This is a genomic window from Agrobacterium sp. 22-223-1 (genome assembly GCF_053522385.1).
On sequence record NZ_JBNWCN010000005.1, the window covers coordinates 40952 to 63380 of the forward strand.

The 22429-nt window shown below is 56.1% G+C and carries 18 protein-coding genes and 1 pseudogene; 10 read left to right on the forward strand and 9 right to left on the reverse strand.

Annotated features, from left to right (window positions below):
- Nucleotides 1–167: 167 nt before the first annotated feature.
- Complete coding sequence (locus ACQZ60_RS19505) at nt 168–1007, reverse strand: phosphoenolpyruvate hydrolase family protein (RefSeq protein WP_448735926.1); 840 nt, start codon at nt 1005–1007, stop codon at nt 168–170.
- Between the two features lie 9 nt (nt 1008–1016).
- Entirely contained in the window at nt 1017–2213 is a 1197-nt protein-coding gene (locus ACQZ60_RS19510; protein ID WP_448736062.1) for a Tm-1-like ATP-binding domain-containing protein, read from the reverse strand.
- 130 nt (nt 2214–2343) lie between these two features.
- Between ACQZ60_RS19510 and ACQZ60_RS19515 the strand changes: the two genes are divergently transcribed.
- From ACQZ60_RS19515 to ACQZ60_RS19545, 7 genes are all read left to right on the forward strand, one after another.
- Nucleotides 2344–3009, forward strand: a complete 666-nt coding sequence (locus ACQZ60_RS19515; RefSeq protein ID WP_020812744.1) for a GntR family transcriptional regulator — start codon at nt 2344–2346, stop codon at nt 3007–3009.
- An 89-nt stretch (nt 3010–3098) separates the two neighbouring features.
- Entirely contained in the window at nt 3099–4352 is a 1254-nt protein-coding gene (locus ACQZ60_RS19520) for an ABC transporter substrate-binding protein (RefSeq protein ID WP_448735927.1), read from the forward strand.
- 1 nt (nt 4353) lies between these two features.
- On the forward strand, nt 4354–5361 hold the full coding sequence (locus tag ACQZ60_RS19525; RefSeq protein WP_020812742.1) for a carbohydrate ABC transporter permease: 1008 nt from the start codon (nt 4354–4356) through the stop codon (nt 5359–5361).
- Entirely contained in the window at nt 5358–6185 is an 828-nt protein-coding gene (locus ACQZ60_RS19530; RefSeq protein ID WP_020812741.1) for a carbohydrate ABC transporter permease, read from the forward strand. Before ACQZ60_RS19525 ends, ACQZ60_RS19530 begins: the two co-directional genes overlap by 4 nt.
- Before the next feature lie 2 nt (nt 6186–6187).
- Complete coding sequence (locus ACQZ60_RS19535; RefSeq protein WP_020812740.1) at nt 6188–7279, forward strand: Gfo/Idh/MocA family protein; 1092 nt, start codon at nt 6188–6190, stop codon at nt 7277–7279.
- 13 nt (nt 7280–7292) lie between these two features.
- On the forward strand, nt 7293–7673 hold the full coding sequence (locus tag ACQZ60_RS19540; RefSeq protein ID WP_020812739.1) for a cupin domain-containing protein: 381 nt from the start codon (nt 7293–7295) through the stop codon (nt 7671–7673).
- Between the two features lie 29 nt (nt 7674–7702).
- Nucleotides 7703–8770, forward strand: a complete 1068-nt coding sequence (locus tag ACQZ60_RS19545) for an ABC transporter ATP-binding protein (RefSeq protein ID WP_448735928.1) — start codon at nt 7703–7705, stop codon at nt 8768–8770.
- Nucleotides 8771–8853: 83 nt separating this feature from the next.
- On the opposite strand, the gene ACQZ60_RS19550 is transcribed toward ACQZ60_RS19545, so the two are convergent.
- The gene (locus tag ACQZ60_RS19550; protein ID WP_031234424.1) at nt 8854–9627 is read right to left on the reverse strand and encodes a type 1 glutamine amidotransferase domain-containing protein; all 774 of its coding nucleotides are present in this window, start codon (nt 9625–9627) and stop codon (nt 8854–8856) included.
- Between the two features lie 179 nt (nt 9628–9806).
- Here ACQZ60_RS19550 and ACQZ60_RS19555 point away from each other — a divergent pair, with 179 nt between their 5' ends.
- Nucleotides 9807–10718: a LysR family transcriptional regulator gene (locus tag ACQZ60_RS19555; protein WP_448735929.1), complete on the forward strand. Its 912-nt coding sequence runs from the start codon at nt 9807–9809 to the stop codon at nt 10716–10718.
- A gap of 137 nt (nt 10719–10855) precedes the next feature.
- On the opposite strand, the gene ACQZ60_RS19560 is transcribed toward ACQZ60_RS19555, so the two are convergent.
- Entirely contained in the window at nt 10856–11851 is a 996-nt protein-coding gene (locus ACQZ60_RS19560; RefSeq protein WP_448735930.1) for an AraC family transcriptional regulator, read from the reverse strand.
- 429 nt (nt 11852–12280) lie between these two features.
- On the opposite strand from ACQZ60_RS19560, the gene ACQZ60_RS19565 reads away from it, so the two are divergent.
- Nucleotides 12281–13291 carry an AraC family transcriptional regulator gene (locus ACQZ60_RS19565; protein WP_448735931.1) on the forward strand — a complete coding sequence of 337 codons (1011 nt, stop codon included), beginning with the start codon at nt 12281–12283 and terminating at the stop codon, nt 13289–13291.
- Between the two features lie 25 nt (nt 13292–13316).
- Here ACQZ60_RS19565 and ACQZ60_RS19570 read toward each other — a convergent pair whose 3' ends face one another.
- From ACQZ60_RS19570 to ACQZ60_RS19585, 4 genes are all read right to left on the reverse strand, one after another.
- Nucleotides 13317–14537, reverse strand: a complete 1221-nt coding sequence (locus ACQZ60_RS19570; protein WP_448736063.1) for an ABC transporter substrate-binding protein — start codon at nt 14535–14537, stop codon at nt 13317–13319.
- Between the two features lie 85 nt (nt 14538–14622).
- Nucleotides 14623–16698 (reverse strand): putative bifunctional diguanylate cyclase/phosphodiesterase, encoded by a 2076-nt coding sequence (locus ACQZ60_RS19575; RefSeq protein ID WP_448735932.1) that lies wholly within the window; start codon nt 16696–16698, stop codon nt 14623–14625.
- A 380-nt stretch (nt 16699–17078) separates the two neighbouring features.
- A complete protein-coding gene (locus tag ACQZ60_RS19580) occupies nt 17079–17387 on the reverse strand; it encodes a hypothetical protein (protein ID WP_448735933.1) in 309 nt (102 codons plus the stop codon).
- 75 nt (nt 17388–17462) lie between these two features.
- Nucleotides 17463–19466: a HAMP domain-containing methyl-accepting chemotaxis protein gene (locus ACQZ60_RS19585; protein ID WP_448735934.1), complete on the reverse strand. Its 2004-nt coding sequence runs from the start codon at nt 19464–19466 to the stop codon at nt 17463–17465.
- A gap of 532 nt (nt 19467–19998) precedes the next feature.
- Between ACQZ60_RS19585 and ACQZ60_RS19590 the strand changes: the two are divergent.
- Nucleotides 19999–20409 (forward strand): annotated as a pseudogene (locus tag ACQZ60_RS19590) (transposase family protein); the annotation flags it as partial.
- Between the two features lie 748 nt (nt 20410–21157).
- Here the strand turns inward: ACQZ60_RS19590 and ACQZ60_RS19595 are convergent.
- Nucleotides 21158–22378, reverse strand: coding sequence for a LysR family transcriptional regulator (locus ACQZ60_RS19595; protein ID WP_080707371.1), 1221 nt, complete (start codon nt 22376–22378; stop codon nt 21158–21160).
- Nucleotides 22379–22429: the final 51 nt, after the last annotated feature.

Consider the following 22429-nt stretch of genomic DNA (forward strand, 5'->3'; position numbering starts at 1 on the left):
GGGCGATGCGGTCGAAATCGAAGCAATCATGCCGTGGAGGTGCTCGACGAACGGCTTCTGCTTGTCATGATCGACCGCCCCACCACTCCCAGATAACAGTTTCATCTGAAGCAGCTTGTCAAATCGGGCCGAAAATTCTCAAGGATTTTTCGGGCGCCAACGTAGTTTTACGACGCTTCATTGCGGAGAGTATTGAAGGCCTCGATCTGTGCCTTGATCGCCGTTTCCGTCGGCAGTCGCTCCATGGAACTTGCCCCATAAAACCCGTCGCATCTCTTGCATCGCGACAGCACATAGGCTGCGTCGTCCGGCATGGCGATGGGGCCTCCGTGGCACAATACGATCACATCCTGCCGCACGGAGCGTGCCGCATCCGACCATGTGTCGATGCGCTCCACGCACTGATCCAGGGTAAGCGCGGTTTCCGCCCCGATAGCTCCGCCGGTCGTCAGGCCGAGGTGGCAAACGACAATATCGGCGCCTGCTTCGGTCATGGCAATAGCGTCCTCCGTACTGAAGACATAGGGTGTCGTCAGCATGTCCTTGGCGTGGGCGCGCGCGATAATGTCGACCTCGAGATGGAACCCCATGCCGGTTTCTTCGAGATTGGCGCGAAACGTACCATCTATCAGGCCGACCGTCGGGAAGTTCTGGATGCCGGCAAACCCCATGGCCTTCAATTCGTCCAGAAACATGTCCGGCAGCATGAAAGGATCGGTTCCATTGACACCTGCCAGCACTGGCGTATGGCGCACGATGGGAAGGACTTCCCGGCCCATTTCCCGAACGATCTCATTGGCATTCCCATAAGCCAGCAGGCCGGCCAGCGATCCGCGACCGGCCATGCGGTAGCGGCCTGAATTGTAGATCACGATCAGGTCGATGCCTCCGGCCTCTTCGCTCTTGGCTGAAAGACCCGTACCGGCTCCCCCGCCGATGATATGTCTTCCCTCGGCGATCTTTCGGCGCAAGCGTTGCAGGATTTCGTTACGTAAATGATGTGTCATGGTGTCTCCTCAGGCGGTAATGTCGCGAAAATTGGCAGCGAGAGCGGCTGCGAATTCCGGGCTGTTGATATGGGCGTCGATCTCCAACAGTTTTCGGTTCGGTGCATCCTGCCATTGCGTCCGGATGGCCGAAAACAGGGCATCATCTGCTGCGGGGTCGTGGAACGTCTGTCCCGGCGCGTCGAGTGCCGATACGCCCCGTAACGGCAGAAGAAAACGCACCGGGCCCTCCATGCGGTTCAGCCTTTCGACGATAAAGCTGCCGATGCGCCTGTTTTCATCCGGCGTGGTGCGCATCAGAGTCACCTGGGCGTTGTGTATATGCAGCAGACGGTCACGGAAGGCGGGGGGCAGGGTCTCCATAGCGCCGAAATTGACCATGTCGACGGCGCCGACCGAGCCGACATAGGGAATTTTGGTGCGGATGACGGCGCCAAGGCGGTCGTTCGTTGCCGGAAACACGCCGCCGATCAGAAGGTCCGGAATCTCTGTTGTCGTAACGTCGATGACGGCCTGTAACAGGCCCGAATCCGCAAGCTTTTCCATCGACTGGCCGCCGACACCCGTAGCGTGGAAGACGAACAGCTCGTAGGCTTCGCCCAATAGCTCTCGAAGCTGCGTGACGCAGCCGGTGGTGACGCCGAACATCGTCATGCCGATACCCGGGCGATCATCTGCCGAAGGTGTCTGGGCATGTGCAGCCATTCCTGCTGCTGCTCGGGCGGCATTCCCTATGACCCTGCGAGATATGGCGTTAAGCCCGGCGATATCCACGATCGAATACATCATCGCGATGTCGTTTGGACCGATATACGGAGCGACATTGCCCGATGCCACTGTCGATACCATTAGTTTTGGCAATCCCACTGGCAGGCCGCGCATGGCCTGGGTGACGAGAGCGGTGTTACCCGTGCCCCCGAGACCGAGTACGGCACCGATATCGTCTCGCTTATCAAGGAAAACAGACAATGCCTCAGCCATAGCGGATATGGCCTTGCCGCGGTCTGTTCGATCAAGCACGGCGCCGGCGCCGAGGGGATGGCAAGCCGCCACGTCCTTTGCGGCCACATCCGCGCCAGAATGGACGCCTTGTGTCCCCACGTCGACCATGACGACGTCAGCACCGGCTAGCCGCGCCATGGTTCTGGCAAAATCCAGCTCAGCAAATTTTGTATCGCAGGTGCCGATAATATACACCTTTCCCATTGTTATTCCTCCCGTTTTTGACCGTTCCCCTCCAGGATGGCCGGTTTTTTCGTAAATTTTCATTTTGCATATTGTATATTATTTTGGATATTGCATACTTAATTATCGAAATCCAGATGGAAATTTAATCATGAATGCTCCCCAACATCAGACGCTTCGCGAGCGGATTTATGAGGAAATCGTTCGCTTGATCGTATCGGGAGAACTGCCGAGCGGTGTGTCTATCGATGAAAAGCTTTTGACGGAGCGGCTTCAGGTAAGCCGCACGCCGTTTCGCGAGGCGATCGGCACGCTTGCCAAGGAAGGGCTGATCGAGATCAAGCCCTATCGCGGCTTCTTCGTCAGAAGCTTCAGCCGCAAGGAGATTGAGGATCTCTATGAGTTGCGCAAAACGCTGGAGTGCTTTGCCGTGGAGCTTGCTGTTCCGCAGATGAGCGACACCCACATCGCCGGCTTCGAGCGGATACTGGATGAGGCAGTGGCGGCATTGCGGCGTGGCGACCTTCAGACTTACGGCACGCGCGACCGGGAGTTTCACGAGACAATCGCCGAATTGTCCGGCAGCGCGCCGCTTATCGAAACATTGGCAAGGCTTGCCCTGCAGATACAGATCTGCCGCGCTATCGCTAATGAAAGCAAGGAATTTGCCGAACGGGCGGCACAGGAGCGCGACGATATCCTGCAAGCGTTCAGGGCGAGAGATATTCCTCGTGCCAAGGCGCTGATGCATGCGCATATCAGCGATGTTCAGCAGGCGGTGCTCACCCGCTTCAGGAAGGAGATCCCGGCATCATAGCCAGGTTATGGGAAGGGGTGGGAGGTCCCCCTTTTCCAATAAAAAGGGAGGCAGTGTCCACATCGTGGCCTGCTCAGGAGGAGGAAGAAATGCTGAAATTTCTTGCAGGCGGTGTCGCCGCGCTGGCCATCTTCGCCGGTTGTAGCGCGGTCAATGCCGAAACGCTGAAGATGTGGGGTCCGGAGCAGATCACCGAGCCGCTGGTGGCCGAGCTGTGGAACGGCATAAAGGCAGATTTCGAAAAGGCCAATCCGGGTGTAAATGTCGAATTCATGCCGCCGACCGGCACGATCAGCAACGGCGCCGTGCAGTCCGCGATCCAGTCCGACGCGGGGCCGGACGTTATCCTGACCAATTCCGGCATCGGCCGCGTCAGCATCGTGAAGAATGCCAGGCAGGTGATGCCACTTACCGGCGAATATGAAAAGCGTGGCTGGAAGGATGCGATCTATCCGTGGCTCTATACGGAGCTTAAAAGCCAATTCGGTGGCGAGATTTATGAGGTGCCCGACGGTCTGGACGCATTGGGTATCTGGTATCACAAGGACATCTTCGCAAAGGCTGGCTGGAAAATCCCCGCCACATGGACGGAGTTCGAAACCCTGCTGGCGGACATCGAGGCCAAAGGCCTGCAGCCGATTGCCATCGGTCCGCGCACCGCCGGCAGTGCCGGACACCTGTTCGGCAATCTGCTGCAATCGGCAAGCGGCAGGGAGGCGATCGGCAAGGCCTTGCGAGGTGAAATCGCCTGGGACGATCCGAAGATATCGGCGGGCGCCTTGCGTCTGCAAAAGCTGGTGGAAGCGGGATACATCAAGAAAGAAATGGCGGGTCTTGATCTCGATGGCGCCGCGCGGCTGTGGTTCAACAAGCGCGCCGCAATGTTCGTCGCCGGTCCATGGTTCACGGCCAATGCCCGCAAGGCCGGATATGATCTTGCCAATGCCGGGTATTCGCCCATGCCCTCCGATCTGCCCGGTGAGGCAATACCCACCGGAGGTGTCGGCTGGAGCTGGCTCGTGCCGGTCAATTCCAAACAGCCCGAACTCGCAATGAAATGGATCGATTTCATGCTGTCCGACGCCGTTATGAAGAAGCGTGCTCAGGCGTCGGCCAGCACCATGATCTATCCGCGCGCACTCACCGGTATCGAGCCGCCAACCCCCGTGCTCAAGGAGATATTCGCAGCCGCTGAGGGTGGAGTTGGCTACAATCCCAGCGTTTACCTGCCCGCCTCAGTACTCGACACCTATTTCCAGGTGATTCAAGGGCTGATCGCCGGACAGGTCACCGGTGAGGTCGGGATGAAGCAGGTCCAGGCAAAAATGGCAGAGGCGAAGTAAGGTGAGCATTCGCGAAACGTCCGGGAGCAGCAACGCTGCTCCCCTCGGCGACCGCGCCGATGGAGCCGAGGCAATGGTGGCCGCTGCAACCGGCCGAATTTTCAAAAAACGGCGGCAGACCAGTACCGGCGGCCGCTTCGACAGACACGACACCCGAAGCGCGATCTGGCTGATGGCGCCTGCGCTTGCGCTTTACGCGGTTTTCAGCCTTGCGCCCATAGCCGCGACATTCTGGCTAAGTTTCAACAGTTCGGCCGGTTTCAACACGGCATCCAGCTTCGTGGGCCTCGACAATTACGCTGCAACCGCCGCCGACCCCATCGTCTGGCTGAGTTTGTGGCACACGTTGCTGTGGTTGATTTATCACGTCGTTCTGGCTGGAGGATTGGGTCTCGTGCTGGCGCTTGCCATCAGCCGGTTGAAGGTAACCCAGGTTTTCTTTCGGACGGCGTTTTTCCTGCCGCATCTGGTATCGCTGGCGGTGGTGGGGGTCATCTGGGCCAACATCTACGATCCGTTCTACGGTTTGCTGAACACCGCGCTTGTGGAAATGGGCCTCGGCGCTTTCACGAAAGGGTGGCTTTCCGATCCTGCTCTGGTGCTTTTTTCCGTCAATGTCGCAAGTTCTTGGCAGGGCTTCGGCCTTTACATGCTGCTTTTCATCGCGGGATTGCAGAATATTGACCGGTCGCTTTACGACGCCGCTGAAGTGGACGGCGCCTCTGCTTTCCAGAAGCTCGTGCATGTCACACTGCCGGGACTGCGCGAGGTAACGACCTTTGTCGTTTCGCTGGCCATGATCAACGGCCTGAAAGGATTCGCGACGGTCTTCGTCATGACAAATGGCGGACCATTTTACCAGAGCGAGTTGATCACCACTTACATCTACCGGCTCGCCTTCCAGTCGCAGGATCATGGGCGAGCAGCCGTCTTGTGCATTCTGCTCAGCCTGTTGGCGATTGTCATCACCCTCGTCTTCAACCGCTGGCGCGCGAGGTTGTCCCAATGAGTACCCGTCATCGTGAATGGCCTGTCGTGCTCGGCCTCTTGCCCGCCGCGCTGCTTGTTCTCGCGCCCTTTGTCTGGCTCATCCTGTCAAGCCTCAAGACCGAAGCCGAGATCGGGCAGGCTAATCCATATGCGTGGCCCGCAGATATGATGTGGCGCAATTATCAGGATGCCTGGCAGATCGGAGGGTTTGGAGAGCTGGTGGGCAATAGTCTGCTCAACCTGACAGGCGTTGTGCTTCTGTCGCTGCTGACCTGCATCCCGGCCGGCTACGCTTTGGCCAAGGTCCGTTTTCCCGGCCGGGAATGGTTGTTCTATGTCTTCATTCTTGGGCTGACGGTTCCGATCCAGGCTATCGTCATTCCGCTCTATCAGGTGCTGTTCGGCTTGAATCTGGTGAACACGCTTTCGGGTATCGTGCTGGCCCAGGTCAGCAGCGGCATTCCCTTCGGCATCTTCCTGATGCGCAGCTTCTTCATCAGTGTGCCGGACGAATTGATGGAGGCGGCAAAGATCGATGGCGCTTCCCACCTGCAGATTCTGACACGGGTGCTGCTGCCGATTTCGACACCGGCGATCCAGGCGCTGGTGATTATCAGTGCGCTTTCCACCTGGAATGATTTCTTCCTGCCGCTGATCGTGTTGATCAGCCCCGAGGTGCAGACCCTGCCTCTCGGTCTGGTGCGGTTCGCAAGTACTTATGCCTCTGAATACCGGTTGGTTTTTTCGGGCACTGTCATCTCTTTTCTGCCGATCATCATTCTCTACATCCTGATGCAGCGACGTTTTACCGAAGGGCTGACACAGGGTGCAATCAAGGGCTGACCATGTCACACCATGTCCAGCGGGAAATCCGCTATAATTTCGAATTCGAAAACCGCATTAAAGCCTGCTTTATCGGAGCTGGCGGTCATGCATATCGCAACGTCTACCCGGCATTGCGGTATGCGCCGGTGGAACTGCTCGGCATCTGCGATCTCGATATCGATCGTGCTGCCAAGTTCGCCAGGCTGTTCGGCGCCGAGAGGGCCTATAGTGATCATCACGAGATGCTTGCCAGGGAAAAACCCGATCTGGTGTTTCTCGTGACAGCCTATCGCCCCGACGGACGCGTTCAGGCCACCGATCTTGCGTTGGACGCGCTGAATGCCGGGTGCCACGTCTGGATGGAGAAGCCGACGGCGGCCAGCATCGAGGAGATCGAGCGCCTGATGTCGGCCAGTGCTTCGGCAGGGCGCATGGTAATGACGGGGCTGAAGAAAACTTTCTTCCCGACCATCGAGAAGCTCAAGGACCTGATCGGCTCTTCGGAATTCGGCAGGCTGACATCTATCAACCTGCGCTATCCGCAAAGCCTGCCGGTGCCGGATGAACGAACAAATCTCGTCAAGATGCAGAGCTTCCTCGATCACATCTATCATCCTGGCTCGATTCTCAACTTCCTCGGCGGTGAAATCGAGCGGGCCAGCTATGAGTGGGAACCGGTCACGGGGGCTACTCTCACCAATATACGGTTTCGCTCCGGCGCCATCGGCACCTTGCATTTCGCTGCTGGCCAGTCCGGCAGCAGCCTGTTCGAGCGGGTCGAGATCATCGGTGAAGGCGCCAATGCCATTGTCGAGAATGGCAGCAAGCTGACCTATTTTCGCAAGGCCGACCTACCGGCCTATGGTCGCGCCGCAAGCTTCATCCAGCCGGACGCGAATGCGGCGCTTGTCTATGAGCCGGAACATTCGCTCGGTCAGCTCTACAACAACAATCTCTTTTATCTCGGCTATGTACCGGAAATCCTGCACCTGACCGACGCGATCCAGTCCGGGCGGACGATTACCAAGGGCACGCTCGCCATCGCACGGGAGATCATGAAGCTCTTCGAACTCTACCGCACCGCCGATGCCGGCGTCACTATCAACCTTTGATCCGGGGACCGACATGACAGAAAACGACATTATTTTCAGGAAGGCGGCTGGCGAGTTCGTACCGACATCCTGGGGCGAACTGAACTGGAAGATCACCGGCGAAGGCGCATCCGGGGCCGAAATGACCTTCGGCACCTGCCGGATCAATCCTGGCGAACGCAACCAGCTGCATTCACATCCCGATTGTGAGGAAATCCTCTATGTTGTCTCCGGCAGTTGTGAACACAAGCTGGGCGACGCGCTCTATCTACTGCAACAGGGCGATGCGATCCGTATCCCCCGCAATATCCGCCATTGGGCAAGGGCTCTCGGCCCGGAGCCGCTATTTGCCCTGATCGTATTCTCATCCGGCCAGCGAACAGCCGTGAACCACGAAGGCGAAGGGACGGCCTGAGGGCCATTCGGGAGGAAGAGGCGCAGAATATGGCTTCGATTGAATTGCAGAATATCCGCAAAAGCTACGGCAGCTTGCCTGTCATCCACGGCATCGATGTCGTCATCGAAGATGGCGAGTTCATCGTCCTGGTCGGTCCCTCGGGATGTGGAAAATCCACATTGCTGAGAATGATCGCCGGGCTTGAATCGATCACCAATGGCCGACTCTCCATTGACGGCACAATGGTCAATGATCTGCGATCCAAAGATCGGGACATTGCCATGGTATTCCAGAATTATGCCCTCTATCCCCATTTGACCGTTGCCGGAAACATGGGTTTTTCACTTCAGCTTCGCGGCGTGGCAAAGCAGGAAATCGCGAAGCGCGTGGAGAATGCGGCAAGGATTCTGGCGCTCGAACCTTACCTCGACCGGTACCCGCGCCATCTCTCAGGGGGGCAACGCCAGCGCGTGGCCATGGGCCGTGCGATGGTACGCGACCCAAAGGTTTTCCTGTTCGACGAGCCGCTGTCCAATCTTGATGCCAAGCTTCGCGTGGCCATGCGCTCCGAGATCAAGGAACTGCATCAGCGGCTGAAGATCACCACCGTCTATGTTACCCACGACCAGACTGAGGCGATGACGATGGCGGATCGCATCGTGGTGATGAGGGATGGCTTTGTCGAACAGGTAGGCACGCCGCTCGATATCTATGACAATCCCGCGACTACCTTTGTTGCCGGTTTTATTGGTATGCCGCCGATGAATCTGATTAAAGGCCGCATACAGGCGGACGATCCCAAGATTTTTCGCACCATCGGCGGTATTCCCTTGCCGCTGCCGGCGAACAGAGAATCCCTAAGCCGCGAGCGTGTTCTGTTTTACGGAGTCCGACCGGAAAAGTTTTCCATCGTGAAGGAAGGCAATATTCCCGCGCGCGTCGTTTTGGTCGAACCTACCGGCTCCGAAACCCAGATAACGGTCCTTATGGAAGAGCAGTACCTGACAGTGTTGATGCGCGAGCGCGTCTCATTGCGTCCCGGCGAAACGGTATTCCTTAGCCTGGATGCAGGCAACGTCCATCTTTTCGACGAAGAGACTGGCCAACGTGTTTAGGCGATAAAACCCAATTTGATCGGGGATGGAATTTTGTTCTGACGCCCCGTCCGACAGGACGGGACGCCAGCCGAGTAGCGAGCTTATTGCGTTTTCTTTTCAAGGGCCTTGACGATTGCCTCGGCGAACTCCTTCGCCGAGGCCGGGTTCTGACCGGTGATCAGGCGTCCGTCGACGACGACACGGCTCTGGAAAATCGGCGCTTCCTCGAATGTTGCGCCGGCGTCTTTCAGCGCGGCTTCAAGCTCGAATGGCACGATCTTGTCGTAAGCGCGGGCGGCTTCCTCTTCGGCTGTGAAGCCGGTGAGTTTGCGACCCTTGATCAGGCTTTCACCGTTGCTCAGCTTGACATCGATCAGCCCCGCGGGGCCGTGGCAGACGGCGCTGACGATGCCGTTACTTTCGTAAATCTTACGGACAATATCCTCAAGTTCCCTGTTGTTGCGGAAGTCCCACATGGGACCGTGACCGCCGACCAATTGAACGGCGGCGTATTGGTCCGCATCCACGTCGGAGAGCTTGATCGAGTTGGCAATCTTGTTCCGATGTTCCGGATTGGTCCAGAAATTCAGCGTTGCGCGGTCCTTGAGATCGAAACCGTCAAAGGGTGAGAGGCCGCCTTTGGGGCTTGCAATGTCGAAGTCGATGCCGGCCTCGTCAAAAACCTCAACCGGGTGCGTCAGCTCTGGGAACCAGTAACCGCCGACGAGTTCGGGTGTTTTTTTGTCGAGGCTGGAAACGACGATCAGGATTTTTTTCTTGGCATTGTCTGCCTGCTGGGCGAACGACTGCGCGGGTATGGCGGCCAGGGCTGCAATGGCAACGCACAGACCGGCGACGTGATTGACGATGGACATGCTCATTCCTTTAGCTTGTTGCGACACCCACCATATGTCCGGCCTGACCGTGCAAAATAAGCCGTCTGCCGCTAAATGGATTGTTTAGAAAATCAACTTAATTGAACTGTATTCGGTCGAATAATCTCCATATTTCGCTATCATGGCCTTTAGAACCGCTCTGAGAACGAAAGACATCGATGACTCGCCACAATGCATTTGACGGTCTTTCCGAATTCCTGGCGATTGCGAAACACCACAGCATCCGCAAAGCTGCTCTGGAACTGGGCGTGACGCCGGGGGCGATCAGCCAGGCCTTACAGAAGCTGGAGCGACGGCTGGCGACACCTTTGTTTCATCGGACGACACGCAGGATATCCTTGACCGAAGCGGGAGACATGCTGCTGGCAAAGATCGCCCCTGCGGCAAAGCCGATCGAGACGAGTTTCGAAGAAACGCAGCAATCCACGACGGAGCCCTCCGGCACCTTGCGGCTTATCGTCGAGCGGCTGGCATTGCCACACGTCATCGAGCCGATATTGCCGGCATTTCGGGAGGCCTGGCCGCTTATCAAAGTGGATATTACGGTCAGCAACAGACATGACGATTTCATATCGCAAGGCTATGATGCAGGCATTCTCATCGGTTCATACATTGCACAGGACATGATTGCGGTGAGGCTCTCGCCACCTTTCAAATGGGCGGTATTTGGCTCGCCAGACTATTTCAGGAAATACGGCTGCCCCAAAGTGCCGAATGATCTGACGGAACATCAATGTATCCGCTTCCGCCGACCGGAAAAGGGTGACATTTACCGATGGGGGTTTGTTGAAGACGGCCAGAATGTGCGCATAGAACCCAATGGACCAATCACGGTCAATGATGGTGAACTCATGCGGAAAATTGCGGTGCAAGGGCTCGGGCTTATTTATTCCTCGACGTTTCACACATCGCAGGAACTGTCAGCCGGGCTTCTGGAGCCTGCCTTGCTGGAATACTCGCAAGGCGAGGACGGGCTCTTCCTTTACTTTACGAAAACTGCCCAGAACCAGCCCAAGCTACGTGCCTTCATCGATATTTGTTCGAAGCTAAGGCGTTCATCTTCGGCCTAGACACTGTCGTCGCTCGTGATGGGAGCGAATTTGCCATCATGTGAACACGATAAACGGGGCGGCTGCATGTTTGCTTTTGGCAGAGAAAAATATGGCCGGAAAAACGTCGACGGTCACGCGTATTGCCCGGCAGGCGATTATTTGATCGTCCGCGATTGTCTTTTTGTGTCTGACGGGTTTTCTCCATAGGCTGCCCGATAGATCGCGGAAAAACGGCCGAAATGAAAAAAGCCCCATTTCAAACTGATTTCTCTCAGCGATTGCTGATTAAAGGGATCGAGCAAATCCTCTCGCGCAGCTTGCAAGCGAATTTTCCGCAGATAAGCGGAGGGTGTGATGCGCTTGAAATCGCGAAAGCTAACCTCAAGCGCGCGAAGGGAAGTGCCCGCAGCCTCGGCCACGTTTTGCATGGTAAGCGGCTGCCCCATGTTTGAATGCATGAATTCGATGGCACGGTTTACGTGTCGCGGCGATAGGAGATAGACTCTTTTGTCGAGAAGATAGGAGAGACGATGGGGCACATGCCGGATAACAAGATCGGCGAGCGCCTGCGTTAAATTCGACATTGCGATAGGAGATCGCAGCAGTGGGCCATCGTTGCGCATGCCAAGAATAATCGTCTCAACCAGACTGCCGATCAATTGACCGGTACCCGTCGAAAGCTCGATGATAGGCTCCAGGTCCATTGGCCCGACCAGAGGGGCATCCAATGTGGCGGCAAAGGTTCGAGAGAGAGTATTCCAGTTCAGACTGAGCGTATCCGAGCGGTGAAAACCGCCGCGGACATCAACCTGTTCCGGCTCGTGATTATTCGTAAGTAACAGCCGCCCCTGCGTGCCTTCAATTATATTGTTGCCGAGTTTCACATCGACAGAACCGGAACGGGGCAAAAGAATTGCCAGGCATTCCGGTGTTTGCTCAATCGTTCTCGCTCCCCAGCCGCCGCAATCCTGATTGCTGACCAGTGACAATTGCTCATTGCCCCAAAAGCCGACTTTCCAGTCGAGTAACTGTCCTCTGTCCGTTCGCCATGCCTCGAAATGACCGAAACCGGCGGTCAGGGCACCGACCATGTCATCAAAGGTTTCATCCTTGAGCTGAGGATTAAAATCCGGAATTCGGTTTTCTATCATGGAAATCCAGAGATGATACGAAGCCTGGAAACCGAACTTGAAACATGTCCTGGGCAACAAGGGGCTGCATCTTGATATTGTAAGCAATCAAAAGATGAAATGCTTAAGCATTTTAGCTTCCGTTGCTTGGTTTGATCATAACCGCAGCGCAATAGTGCAGGAAATAAGCCGCAGGAGCGGTTTCTTTTTAATTATCCATTTATCGCATGATCATCCGATTTGCGCAATTATGTCTGGTCTTTGGAATTAACCTATGGAAATTAAAGGGTTTTAGGCTAATCGTCTTAAACATGTCACACGGGTTTTCATCGCCGGAGCGTGCTTCAATCCAGGTCATGTCAGCGAGACGATTTCAGTGGCGACTGGATTTTCATATCAGCCGGTCCTGATCCTCCCAAACGAGCCGGTTCTTTTGCCGTGAGATTGCTTATGGGTGTCAAACTCTCGGGGCGGGGCGGACAACGTTTCAGTCCTCCACCCAAAGAAGCCCCGCGCTGCCTGGAATACAGGGGAGACGATCCCGAGGAACTGAGTGCGCTGTTATCGACAACGTCGTCACCGCTTACCGTAACCTCGCAGACGGACGATGCTCTCTTTTTTAACTGCCGATTTTTCTCCGTCGGTGGAACAACGCTTGCGAAGTGCACCTATGGAGGCGATCTTCTCATCCAAAGAGAGGTGCCGAGCGACAAGCTTCTGGTGTTCCTGCCGATCAGCGGAGAAGCTTGCTTCGGTCGACATGAATTCGTTTCCTCACCCGGAACCGGCACCATTCTCGAAGGTGAGGCGATGACCGGAGCAACCAGAATAGTGGGGCCGAGAAGCCATTTCGCTCTTTTTCTCGAGCGCAGGAAGATTACCCATATCCTTTCCCACATACTCGACCGTTCGGTTACCGGAAATCTGGACATTCAGCCGATGATCGATCTTAAGGCTGGCGCAGGCAGGATGCTAATGCGCATCGTAGACGATATGCACAGCCTGACTGCATCGCAAAGCGGGCTGGAAGCTTCGCCTTTGAGCTTGAACGCTCTCTACGATGCGGCAATCTATCTTTTGCTGGAGAACTGTCATAGTCGCTATTCGGCCGAGCTTGCATCCCAGGTGGCGTCTCCGTCCCCGCGCCATGTCAAATGGGCGATTGACTTCATGCATGAAAACATTTCCGCCGCCCTTTCACTGACGGATATCGCTGTTGCGGCGAAAGTGAGTGTCCGCACGCTGCAGCAGGGTTTCCGGGAGTTTCAGAACACCACGCCGATGGCGTATCTTCAAGATATCCGTCTGGCTGCTGCACATGACGATCTCCTCCATTGCGATCCCGGCCTGAGCGTCGCCGATATTGCCTGCAAATGGGGGTTTAGCCATATGGGGCGATTTGCGGCGGATTATTCCCGCCGTTTCGGCCAGCTACCGTCGCAGACGCGACGCCGATACTGACAGCGAAGGGCTGACAGATCGCCATCTAGTGTTGGATCAGGAGATCGACGAGCCTTTGCTGCGCCTGTTGAGGGGAAATGCTTTCGTCATTGAAGAAGTCACCGACAATGCCAATCCAGCCTTCCGACATCTGGCTCGGCATGGCCTGCGACTGTGCGCTGACCTCGCCGTTTTTTGCCCGGATCATTTCCAGCCCAAGTTTGCCGCAACGGTCGAGGATGGTCGGATCGACATCGATCCGGACGGGGAGGGAACCTTTGATGCGGCTGAAGGCGACTTGATTGCCGCTGTCGAGGACCATGCGGGCGAATGCCCGCTGTGCATCCGCCACGCCGTCCCGGTTGGCTATGGGAAATGCGAATGCGTCGATTACCATGAAATATGCGATTGATGTGCCGGGGACGAGGCTGCAACCGAAATCGTCATCGACGCGGTAGCCTCGCGTTATCAATTCGCCCTTTGCCCAGTCTCCCATGAACTGCATGCCTGCTTCACCGGCGCCAACTGCAGCTGCGGCATCCGCCCAGGTCTTGTTTTTTCGTGTTTCATAGGGCGCGGCATATCGAGACAGACGCCGAAGCATACTCAATGCCTCGGTCATGCGTGGATCCTGAACCAGTGCCGCGTCACCGCTCATCAGTCCGGCATATCCCTGCGGTCCGAAGACGTGGTAAATAATGTCATTGAAGATAAGCGAGGTTTCCCATCGAGCCCCGCCAATTGCAATCGCGATCTTCCCGGAGGTTTTGATCCTCTCGGCTGTTTCGAAAATTTCGTTCCAGGATCGCGGTTCGGCGGCGGCGACTTGCCCCAGAACCCTGGTGCTCGTCCACAGCCAGTTTTCTGCATGGATGTTGGTCGGGGCGAAATATACCTTTCCTTTGTAGGATATCCGGTCGAATACGGTTGCGGGAATGATCTCGCGCCAGTGATCGGCCCGGGCGACATCGTCTATATCCTGAACGACCCCCATTTCCGGCAATTCCCGCGAACCTTCGTTAGCGTTCCATTGCATGACGGCCGGCGCATAGCCGTTTGCGATGCGGTCGCTCACCAGCCGCTGATCGGCAACCTTGTTTTCGACCGGGATGTCAGCCCATTGATTGCCTGCGGCAAACCAGTTTCTGCGGAATACGTCCAGCGCAGCGGATTCACTTTTAGACACCCAGAAATGGACCACATCGACCGACATGCCGCTGCCGGCATTGGCAATGCCTGGTGCGGCGGCTGATACGAGGAAAGCCATCAGCCATAGTCTTTTATGCACATTCATTTGCATGCCTCCGTTGATGTGTGGAGTCTTGGGGGACTTTTTTTGCCGTTTCAAAACATCAGCCTGCGGCCTGCTGCAGTGATGGCTGTATCGCGGGCTGGGTGGAGGCGATTGATATCAGGCGCTTGGCCGCAATTGCCGCCGGCTCAGGCTTCGCAAAGAGATAACCCTGGCCAATATCGCAGTTCGCTGCGAGAAGAAAATCGCGCTGAATGTCGTTCTCGATACCTTCGGCAACGCATCGCTTGCCCAGGCTGTGCGCGAGATCGATCATGGCCCTGACGATCTGCTCGGACCGTATATCGTTGCCGAGGTCTGTTACGAAGCTCCTGTCGATCTTCAATTCGTCGAACGGGAAATCACGCAAATGCACCAGCGAGGCAAATCCTGTACCGAAATCGTCCAGGGAAACCGACATTCCGTGGTCTCTGAAGCGGGCGATGGTTTCACGTATCTGATCGGCACCGCGATTGAGGAAAACATCTTCCGTCACTTCAACGGCAAGATCTGCCCATTCCAGACGATTTGTATCTATCGCAGTCGCAACCAGATTGTAGCCGTCCTCGCCGATCAGCAAGGCTTCGGGAAGGTTGATGGCAATCGATCCGGGTCGCAGTCCCCTTGCTTTCCAGCCCTTTAGATCCGAGGCTACCGTATTTATGACGCAGCGTGTCATGCCGCACATCAGATTGTTTCGCTTGATGAGAGGCAGGAAACGCGCGGGCGGCAAAATGCCGAGTTCCGGATGTTGCCAGCGTACCAGTGCTTCGAAACCGAGATGCAAGCCTGTCTGCAACTCGATCTTGCGTTGATAGTGGACGACGAATTCGTTTCGATCGATGGCGGCGGCGAGGGCGAGGGCAAGCTGGTTTTCTTGCAGACGCTGGGCGTGCGAACGCTCGTCGAAGATCGTGGCGGTGTTGCGCTTGCCTTTGGCGGCGTAGAGTGCGAGATCGGCGAGTTGAGCAAGCATGCCCTCGTCATTGGCATGTTGAGGGACGACCGCTCCGCCGATGCTGGCTGATACGGGCAGAAGCCGTCCCTCGAAACGATATTCATCCGCAATTGCAGCGACCGCGCAGTGGGCGATCGCTTCCAGCGTTGTCGCATCGTCGATTTCCGGCAGGAGCACTGCGAATTCGTCGCCGCCGAGCCGTGCAACGATATCGTCGGGGCGGAAGGTCTTGCGCAGGACATTGGCGACCTGCTTGAGAACCGCATCGCCGGCAGGATGTCCGAGGCTGTCGTTGATGTCCTTGAAATGATCGAGATCGACAAGCAACATGGCAAAACCTCTTCCGGTCCGCTCGAGATCGTCAAACAATCCGGTCAATGCATCGTTGAAGGAGGATCGATTATTGAGACCTGTCAGAGCGTCTGAATGCGCCAGATGCGTTAGCTTGACCTCGAAATCGAGGGTGCGGCGATGTTCGTTGTGCAGTTTCCTGAGGAGAGGAAGGAAAAGAAGCACGGTTGCCAGAATGAGCGCCGCCGCGTTCAGGCTGAGAAGCAATGTGCTTATTAGTCGCGCATGGCTGATGCTGCCTTCACTCCTGTCGTGCGCTCCTTCGATCAACGCACTGAACTGGCGCATGAGCAGGCTGTCGGACGCCACGGCAAAATCGATCGGTCCCCAGAAGGAATAGCGCTGACGCCGATCTTCCCGCGTAGCCTCGACAACGCGTTCGGCGCGGCTTAGGAAATCTTCGAGCCGTGCGTCGAATTCGGAACGAAGATTTTCCATGACTTCGTCCCTCGGGTTGAGTTTTTCGAGAAGATTACCAGCAATCTTTTCGTGGAGTTCGTCCAGCTTCGCGTTCATGGCGCGCATGTCGCTGATAGATTCGCGAATATTGTCGACCATGGGGTTTACGACATAATCTGGTGTCGATGGGTCCGCGGAGGCTCGCATGATCGCGCGCGTCTGGCTCGACAGCTGCTGGAAGCGGATGAATTGCCGGCCCAGCAGATAACTGATGTCCTGTTGCAGCGAATGTCGATCGAGCGCGATTGAAACGGTTTTATAAGTCGCCACGATCAGAAGTGTCATGGTCACAACGGCAATGACGAAATAACGGCCAATCGATCTAATATAGCGCTCAATGGAAGGATGGTGTTTGCGAAGTGAAGTCACATCATTTCCTCTTTGGGCGCCAATCCCGACGGGCGGTTAGAATATTGGCGCAGCCTCGCATGCGCGTGGTGACGAGCGGACGAACGGCGCTTGCCCATGACCCGGCAACCGCGGGCTATCTGCGGGTTTGAATTCTGGGCCGAAGCATCGGTTTCCGGCAGACACACAAAGAGTTCCTTCTTTTCTCTGAAGTTTATTTTTCAAGCCCTCAGCGGCCACGGCCGGTCTCACCCCCGGCCTGGTTCTGGAGATTCATCGCAAACATTGATATTGAGAAACCCAAGTCATCTGGGCTGCGAAGCCTCGGCCCCGTGAGGCAGTGGCCGGTAAGCTGGAGATCCTGCTGCGCGAAATGGATGTTGCTTCCGCGCTCTTACAAATCACATGGGAATTTTGACCGGGGTGATGCCTGCCGCCTCAATGGTCAATTGCGGGTCATCGGGGTCTTGCGAATTCTCTTCGACGACCGACAGCGATGGCAGACCAGCGGCAGTTAACGAAAGCTTGGCGCACATTGCTTCAAGAAAATTTGTCGTCTTTATAAGATTGTCCCGTTCCTTTTCGAGCATTGTCTGGATCTCGGTATCGTTGAAAACGGCCGGATGATTGAGATTTGCTGTAGACTGTGACATTTGCTGATTTCTCTTCGATATATCGTTGTTTGCACCGAACGGTATTTGCGTCGTCATCGGGGTTTGCTGTTCGTTGTGATGAGTTTGCTGACTCTCAGCGCCTGTTGAGCTGGGTTTGGACAGTCGGTTTCATCAGAATTCGCTCCACTCAGCGGAGGCTGCGACGCTACGGCCGCCAAAGGCGCTGGCGAGCTTGCTACCGAGCGCGCGCGCAGGCGAGGCGGCGGGTTTGCTGGTCTGGCCTGCTATCTGTGGAGCGGTGCGCGCATCAAGCTTGAAGCGCGTGATCAGTCGGGTGAGATTTACGGCCTCATCGGCAAGTCTGCTGGTGGCGGCTGTCGATTCCTCGACCATGGCGGCATTCTGCTGGGTAACCTGGTCCATCTGGTTGACGGCGGTGCTGACCTCGTGCAGCCCGGTCGACTGCTCCTTGGCCGCTGTTGCAATCGAGTGCACATGTTCGTTTATCTTGACGACGTGCCCCTGAATGAGGCCGAGCGCCTTGCCTGTCTCCGTTACCAGTTTGACGCCGGCGTGCACTTCTTCACCCGACCGTGAAATCAGGCCCTTGATATTCTTGGCGGCTGCCGCCGAACGCTGGGCGAGTTCGCGCACCTCCTGGGCGACGACGGCAAAGCCCTTGCCGGCCTCGCCAGCGCGGGCCGCTTCGACGCCTGCATTCAACGCCAGAAGATTGGTCTGGAAAGCGATCTCATCGATGACATTGATGATCTGGTTGATCTCGCCGGAGGCCTGCTCGATGCGGCCCATGGCGGAGACGGCATCCTTGACCACGATGCTTGACTGCTCGGTGCTGCGGCGTGCTTCGTCGACCATGTGACTGGCCTCCAGCGCGCGCTCGGTCGAGTTCTTCACGGCGGCGGTGATTTCCTCAAGCGCTGAGGAGGTCTCCTCCAGTGAGGCGGCCTGCTGTTCTGTCCGCCTCGACAGGTCGCCGGATGCAATCCGCATTTCGCCGGAGCCCGCGTTGATCGTATCGATGGCCGAGCGCACTTCGCTGAGCACCGATCCCAGATTGCTCATCGTTGCATTGACGTTCTGCTGCAACTCGCCAAAAGCGCCCTGGAAGTCGCCGCGCATCTTCTCTGTCATGTCGCCTTCAGCCAGGGCCGAAACAACGCGCCGGGTTTCCGCAATCCCGCGATCGACAGAGGCCACCAGTTCGTTGACACTTGCTGCGAAGCGGTTGAGCTCGGGGCTGTCGTAATCCTTCGTAATACGCTGGGTGAAATCACCGGCAACCGCAGCGGAAACGATTGTCGCGATGCTCGTTTGAAGATCCGCACTTTTGGCCTGCAATGCCGCTTCCTGCGTATTCAATTCACGCACCTTGACAGCGTTCTGCTTGAACACCTCCACCGCGCGCGCCATCGAGCCGATCTCATTTGGCAGGTCCGTAAAAGGAATATTCGTTTCGAGCTTATCTTTGGCCAGTTCAGCCATCGTATCCGTCAAGCGCCTGACCGGTCGAACGACCTGCGTGACACTCATGAGAATGCCAAGAACGATCGCCAAAATGGCGCCGACCACCAGCACCACGTAGCTGGTCAAGATCGTTGTATCGGTTACTTCACTTGCAATATCGTTCTTGCGCCGCAGTTCCGCTTTCGCCCAATCATAGAGCTTTGTCGCATTGGCGTCGAATTTAAGGCGCATCGGCGCGAAACTGTCACTGACAAGCTTCAGCCCCACATCATTCTCGGCACTAAGCGCGGCGTTTATAATTTTAGGAGTTGTCGCGCGAAGGTTATCCAGATCAGATTTCAGTGCATCGAAATCCGCTTTTCGATCGGGATAATACGCGGCGGCCTGTTCCACGAATTTTTCAGTTTCGTTAAAAACATCACCGAGTTCTTTCTCCGATACTCGTATACTGGCCTGGTCACTTTCGGCAATCATGCGATAGAGAACACGTCCGATCGAATCGGAATTGCCTGTAATCTCCGCCAGTTTCACGGTTCCATTGGCATCGCTGTCCAGAACTGCGCTGTAGGTGTTGTCAATTGAGCGCAGTTTCGTCGCTTCATAAATGCCGACGCCTGCGCCGATGGCGACCGTTATACCCGTGAGAATTAAGAGCTTCGTGCCAATTTTTAGCGTATCAACGGAAAACATAGAAATACCTCGCCTTTAGAAACGGAAATGCTGCGCGCCGCTGTCCCAGCCATAGGGAGGCGTTCGTTTTCCATTCAATGTTGTTTTTTCGAGAGATTTCCTGGATCATCCAGGCTTATGAGCAGCTTCATCCACTCGCTCAGCAAGCCACGTTGCGTGTTCAATTTGACAACACTTTCAACGAGCGCTTTGTCGGCATGGATAATGAGCGATTAAAGACATTAACAAATTTCTTCCCCCTCTCGCTCTTTTGATTATTCTCGCGGCATCTGGATAAAGGTGCGTTTTTTGGATGTGAAATTGCCGGTTTTTGGCCAACTTGGTCAGCTTGACATATCGCTCCGGGAGACCGAATGCGATTTTTGATGTGTTGTCGTTTCGCACTTTGCCGCAGGTCAGGGATCGATTTTCGAGGCTGACGTCGTTTACGCGCGTATCGGCCTTCCGAGATGGTAGGGTAAGTGACAGCTCTGCAATCTTACCCCCCACTATTGCTTCCGACTACAGCTAGTCGGTGCCTGGGAGATTGCAGATGGGATTGATTGCGCAGCGGATCGAGATTCTATCGAAGGTGGTCGCCCGCGGGATGACCATAGTGTCAGCGGCATATGTACTTGACCTGAGCACGCGTTAGGTGCGTCAGATTTTGGAGCGGATACGAACTGGCGGCGCGGTGTCGATTCGGTACAACGTGATCGGCCAGCCGTCGAACAACTGGATCATTGAAGGGGTCCGCGACTATGCGATGGCGCTGGTTCGGGAACGGTATGCGGATTTCGGTCTGACGTTGGCAACCGAGAAACTGACAGAGCGCGATGGTTTATGGGTGTTGCGCGAGACGGTGCGCGGTTGGATATCTAGTGCTGGACTGTGGTTGTCGCGCAAGCAGCGCCGGACGTTTCGTCAGCCGCGTCTGCGACGCGAAGCCTATGGCGATATGCTGGCCGATATTAAGGAGCGTCAGGACCAGCAGGCCAAGCCGACGATAAAGGGCAACAGCGACAAGAATGGCTACGTCAAGCATGCCCGTAGGCCGGGCCGGCGGACGGACATCATGAGCGATCCAACGGTGATTGCAGAACGAAAGAAGGCGCTGTTACCACTCGATACTGCCGAATAGCGCATCGATAAATTATCTCAAGGCTGAAGCCGAAGGGGTGTACCTACCACCCGCCCCGATCTGACAAGTCTCCGTGGATTGAGGCCCCCGCAACCGAACATCCAAAACTCCCGGAGCAAATGCGCCGGGAGTTTTTTTGTTTCTTGCGATCCTACAGAGGCGCAAAAATTACGATCACCGGAAAATCAAGCTTCTGTCTACCCTGCGATGCAAAAGCACAACAAAGACCAAATCACGTGTTGCCAAACATTGCGACTATGAGGCTGGCAAGCCAGTACTGGATCGGTGAGGTGGACAGGTTCTCGACCAGAACATCGAAGTTGCGATCGTTCGCGTGCTTTCAGGAACTGGCGCGAGCGACACTTGGACAGCCCGAAGCTCAACTGACTGACATCAGCGCCGTGATGGCAAGAATAGAAGAGATAGTGCCGAGCTTGACCAAGCCTGAAGACAGGCTTCCCACGACCGTCCTCTATTTCTCTTGCAAGTTCATTGCGCCCGAAGCCGACCGCTCTGTAAAGTAATAGATACTTGAACCCGAGTTGCAGGAGCCGAGCCCGCTCGGCCACCATTAGCTCGTCATATCAAGCAGCTGAAGAACGCGCTGCGCCATATCTGTACCTCTGTCATCGGCACGCCAGGCCAATAGCAATGGAACGGAAAATGTCATCGGCAATGGGATTCTCGTGACCTTCGGGGAGGTTATTCCCACGCTGGACGGCAATATCGAACAATATCCGTGGCCGACAATCAGTTGCACTGCCACCGGTATGCTGTCGATCTCAATCAACTGCACCTTTGACAGCCACGTTGGTCCAAGCAGATGCTCGAGAAAGCTTTCGGCCGTCTGGCGCAGTCCGGAGGCGCGGGAAGGCAGTACCAGAGGGTGCTTGAGGATCGCCTCGCGCATCTGTGACGGCGAATCTGCATCCGTCATTTCAGGTGCTTCATGCTGCAGGAAACATGAAAGGTGGCTGCGCAGAACCTCACGGCTGCGCAGGCGAGAATTGTTGACTGGCATGTCGACAAGGACTGCATCGTATCGCTGCTGTTCAAGTCCTTCCAGCAGGCTGTCTGCAAGTCCGGGCTGCATCAGCAGCGGTGTGTCGAAACGCCGTGCCCAGTTGGCGGCAATGCGCGCCAGAATAATTGCCGACGGGCTGTCCGTCGTTGCGGGAGGAATGCCGCCGAATGACCAATGGCGCAGATGCCGCTTGAAACGCAGGGCGGATGTGGAGTCCAGCGCAGCCCAGATATCGCGTAATTTGTTGACGTGGGGCGATATGCGAAGCCCCTCGGGCGATGCGCGCGAGCCGCTGCGGGTCCGTTCAAAAAGCTGGACGCCCAGATTGTCTTCCAGCATCGCCATCATCCGCGTCAGCTGTGGTTGCCCGATTTGAAGCCTCAATGCGGATTTACGGATCGAGCCCGATTCGAGAATGTCCACGAAGCGGAAGAGTGCAATCAGCGACACGCTTCTCTGATAAATATCTTTCGTACGGTCATCGCCGCACGCGCCATGGATCGCGAAGATTTCATGGGCGGCCTGCGCGAGATACGGGCCAAGTCTTCCGCCTTCCGCCGTCAGGATCAGGCCTTTTGCGCCCTGCACGAAAAGCTTGACGGAGAGGGCGGTTTCCAGGCGGTTGACGGCATCAGATACGGTTGCAACCGGAATTCCCGTTGTATTGGACGCAAGGTGGATGCCGCCGAGGCGAACCACCTGGTCACATAAAAGAATCGTCGAAACCTTCACCGCCCACGCCCCGTCTCGATCTTCCCATTTCGGCATCGTCTGTCCGGATTTTGGGATATACCACTAATTTAATTGTGCCTCATAGTC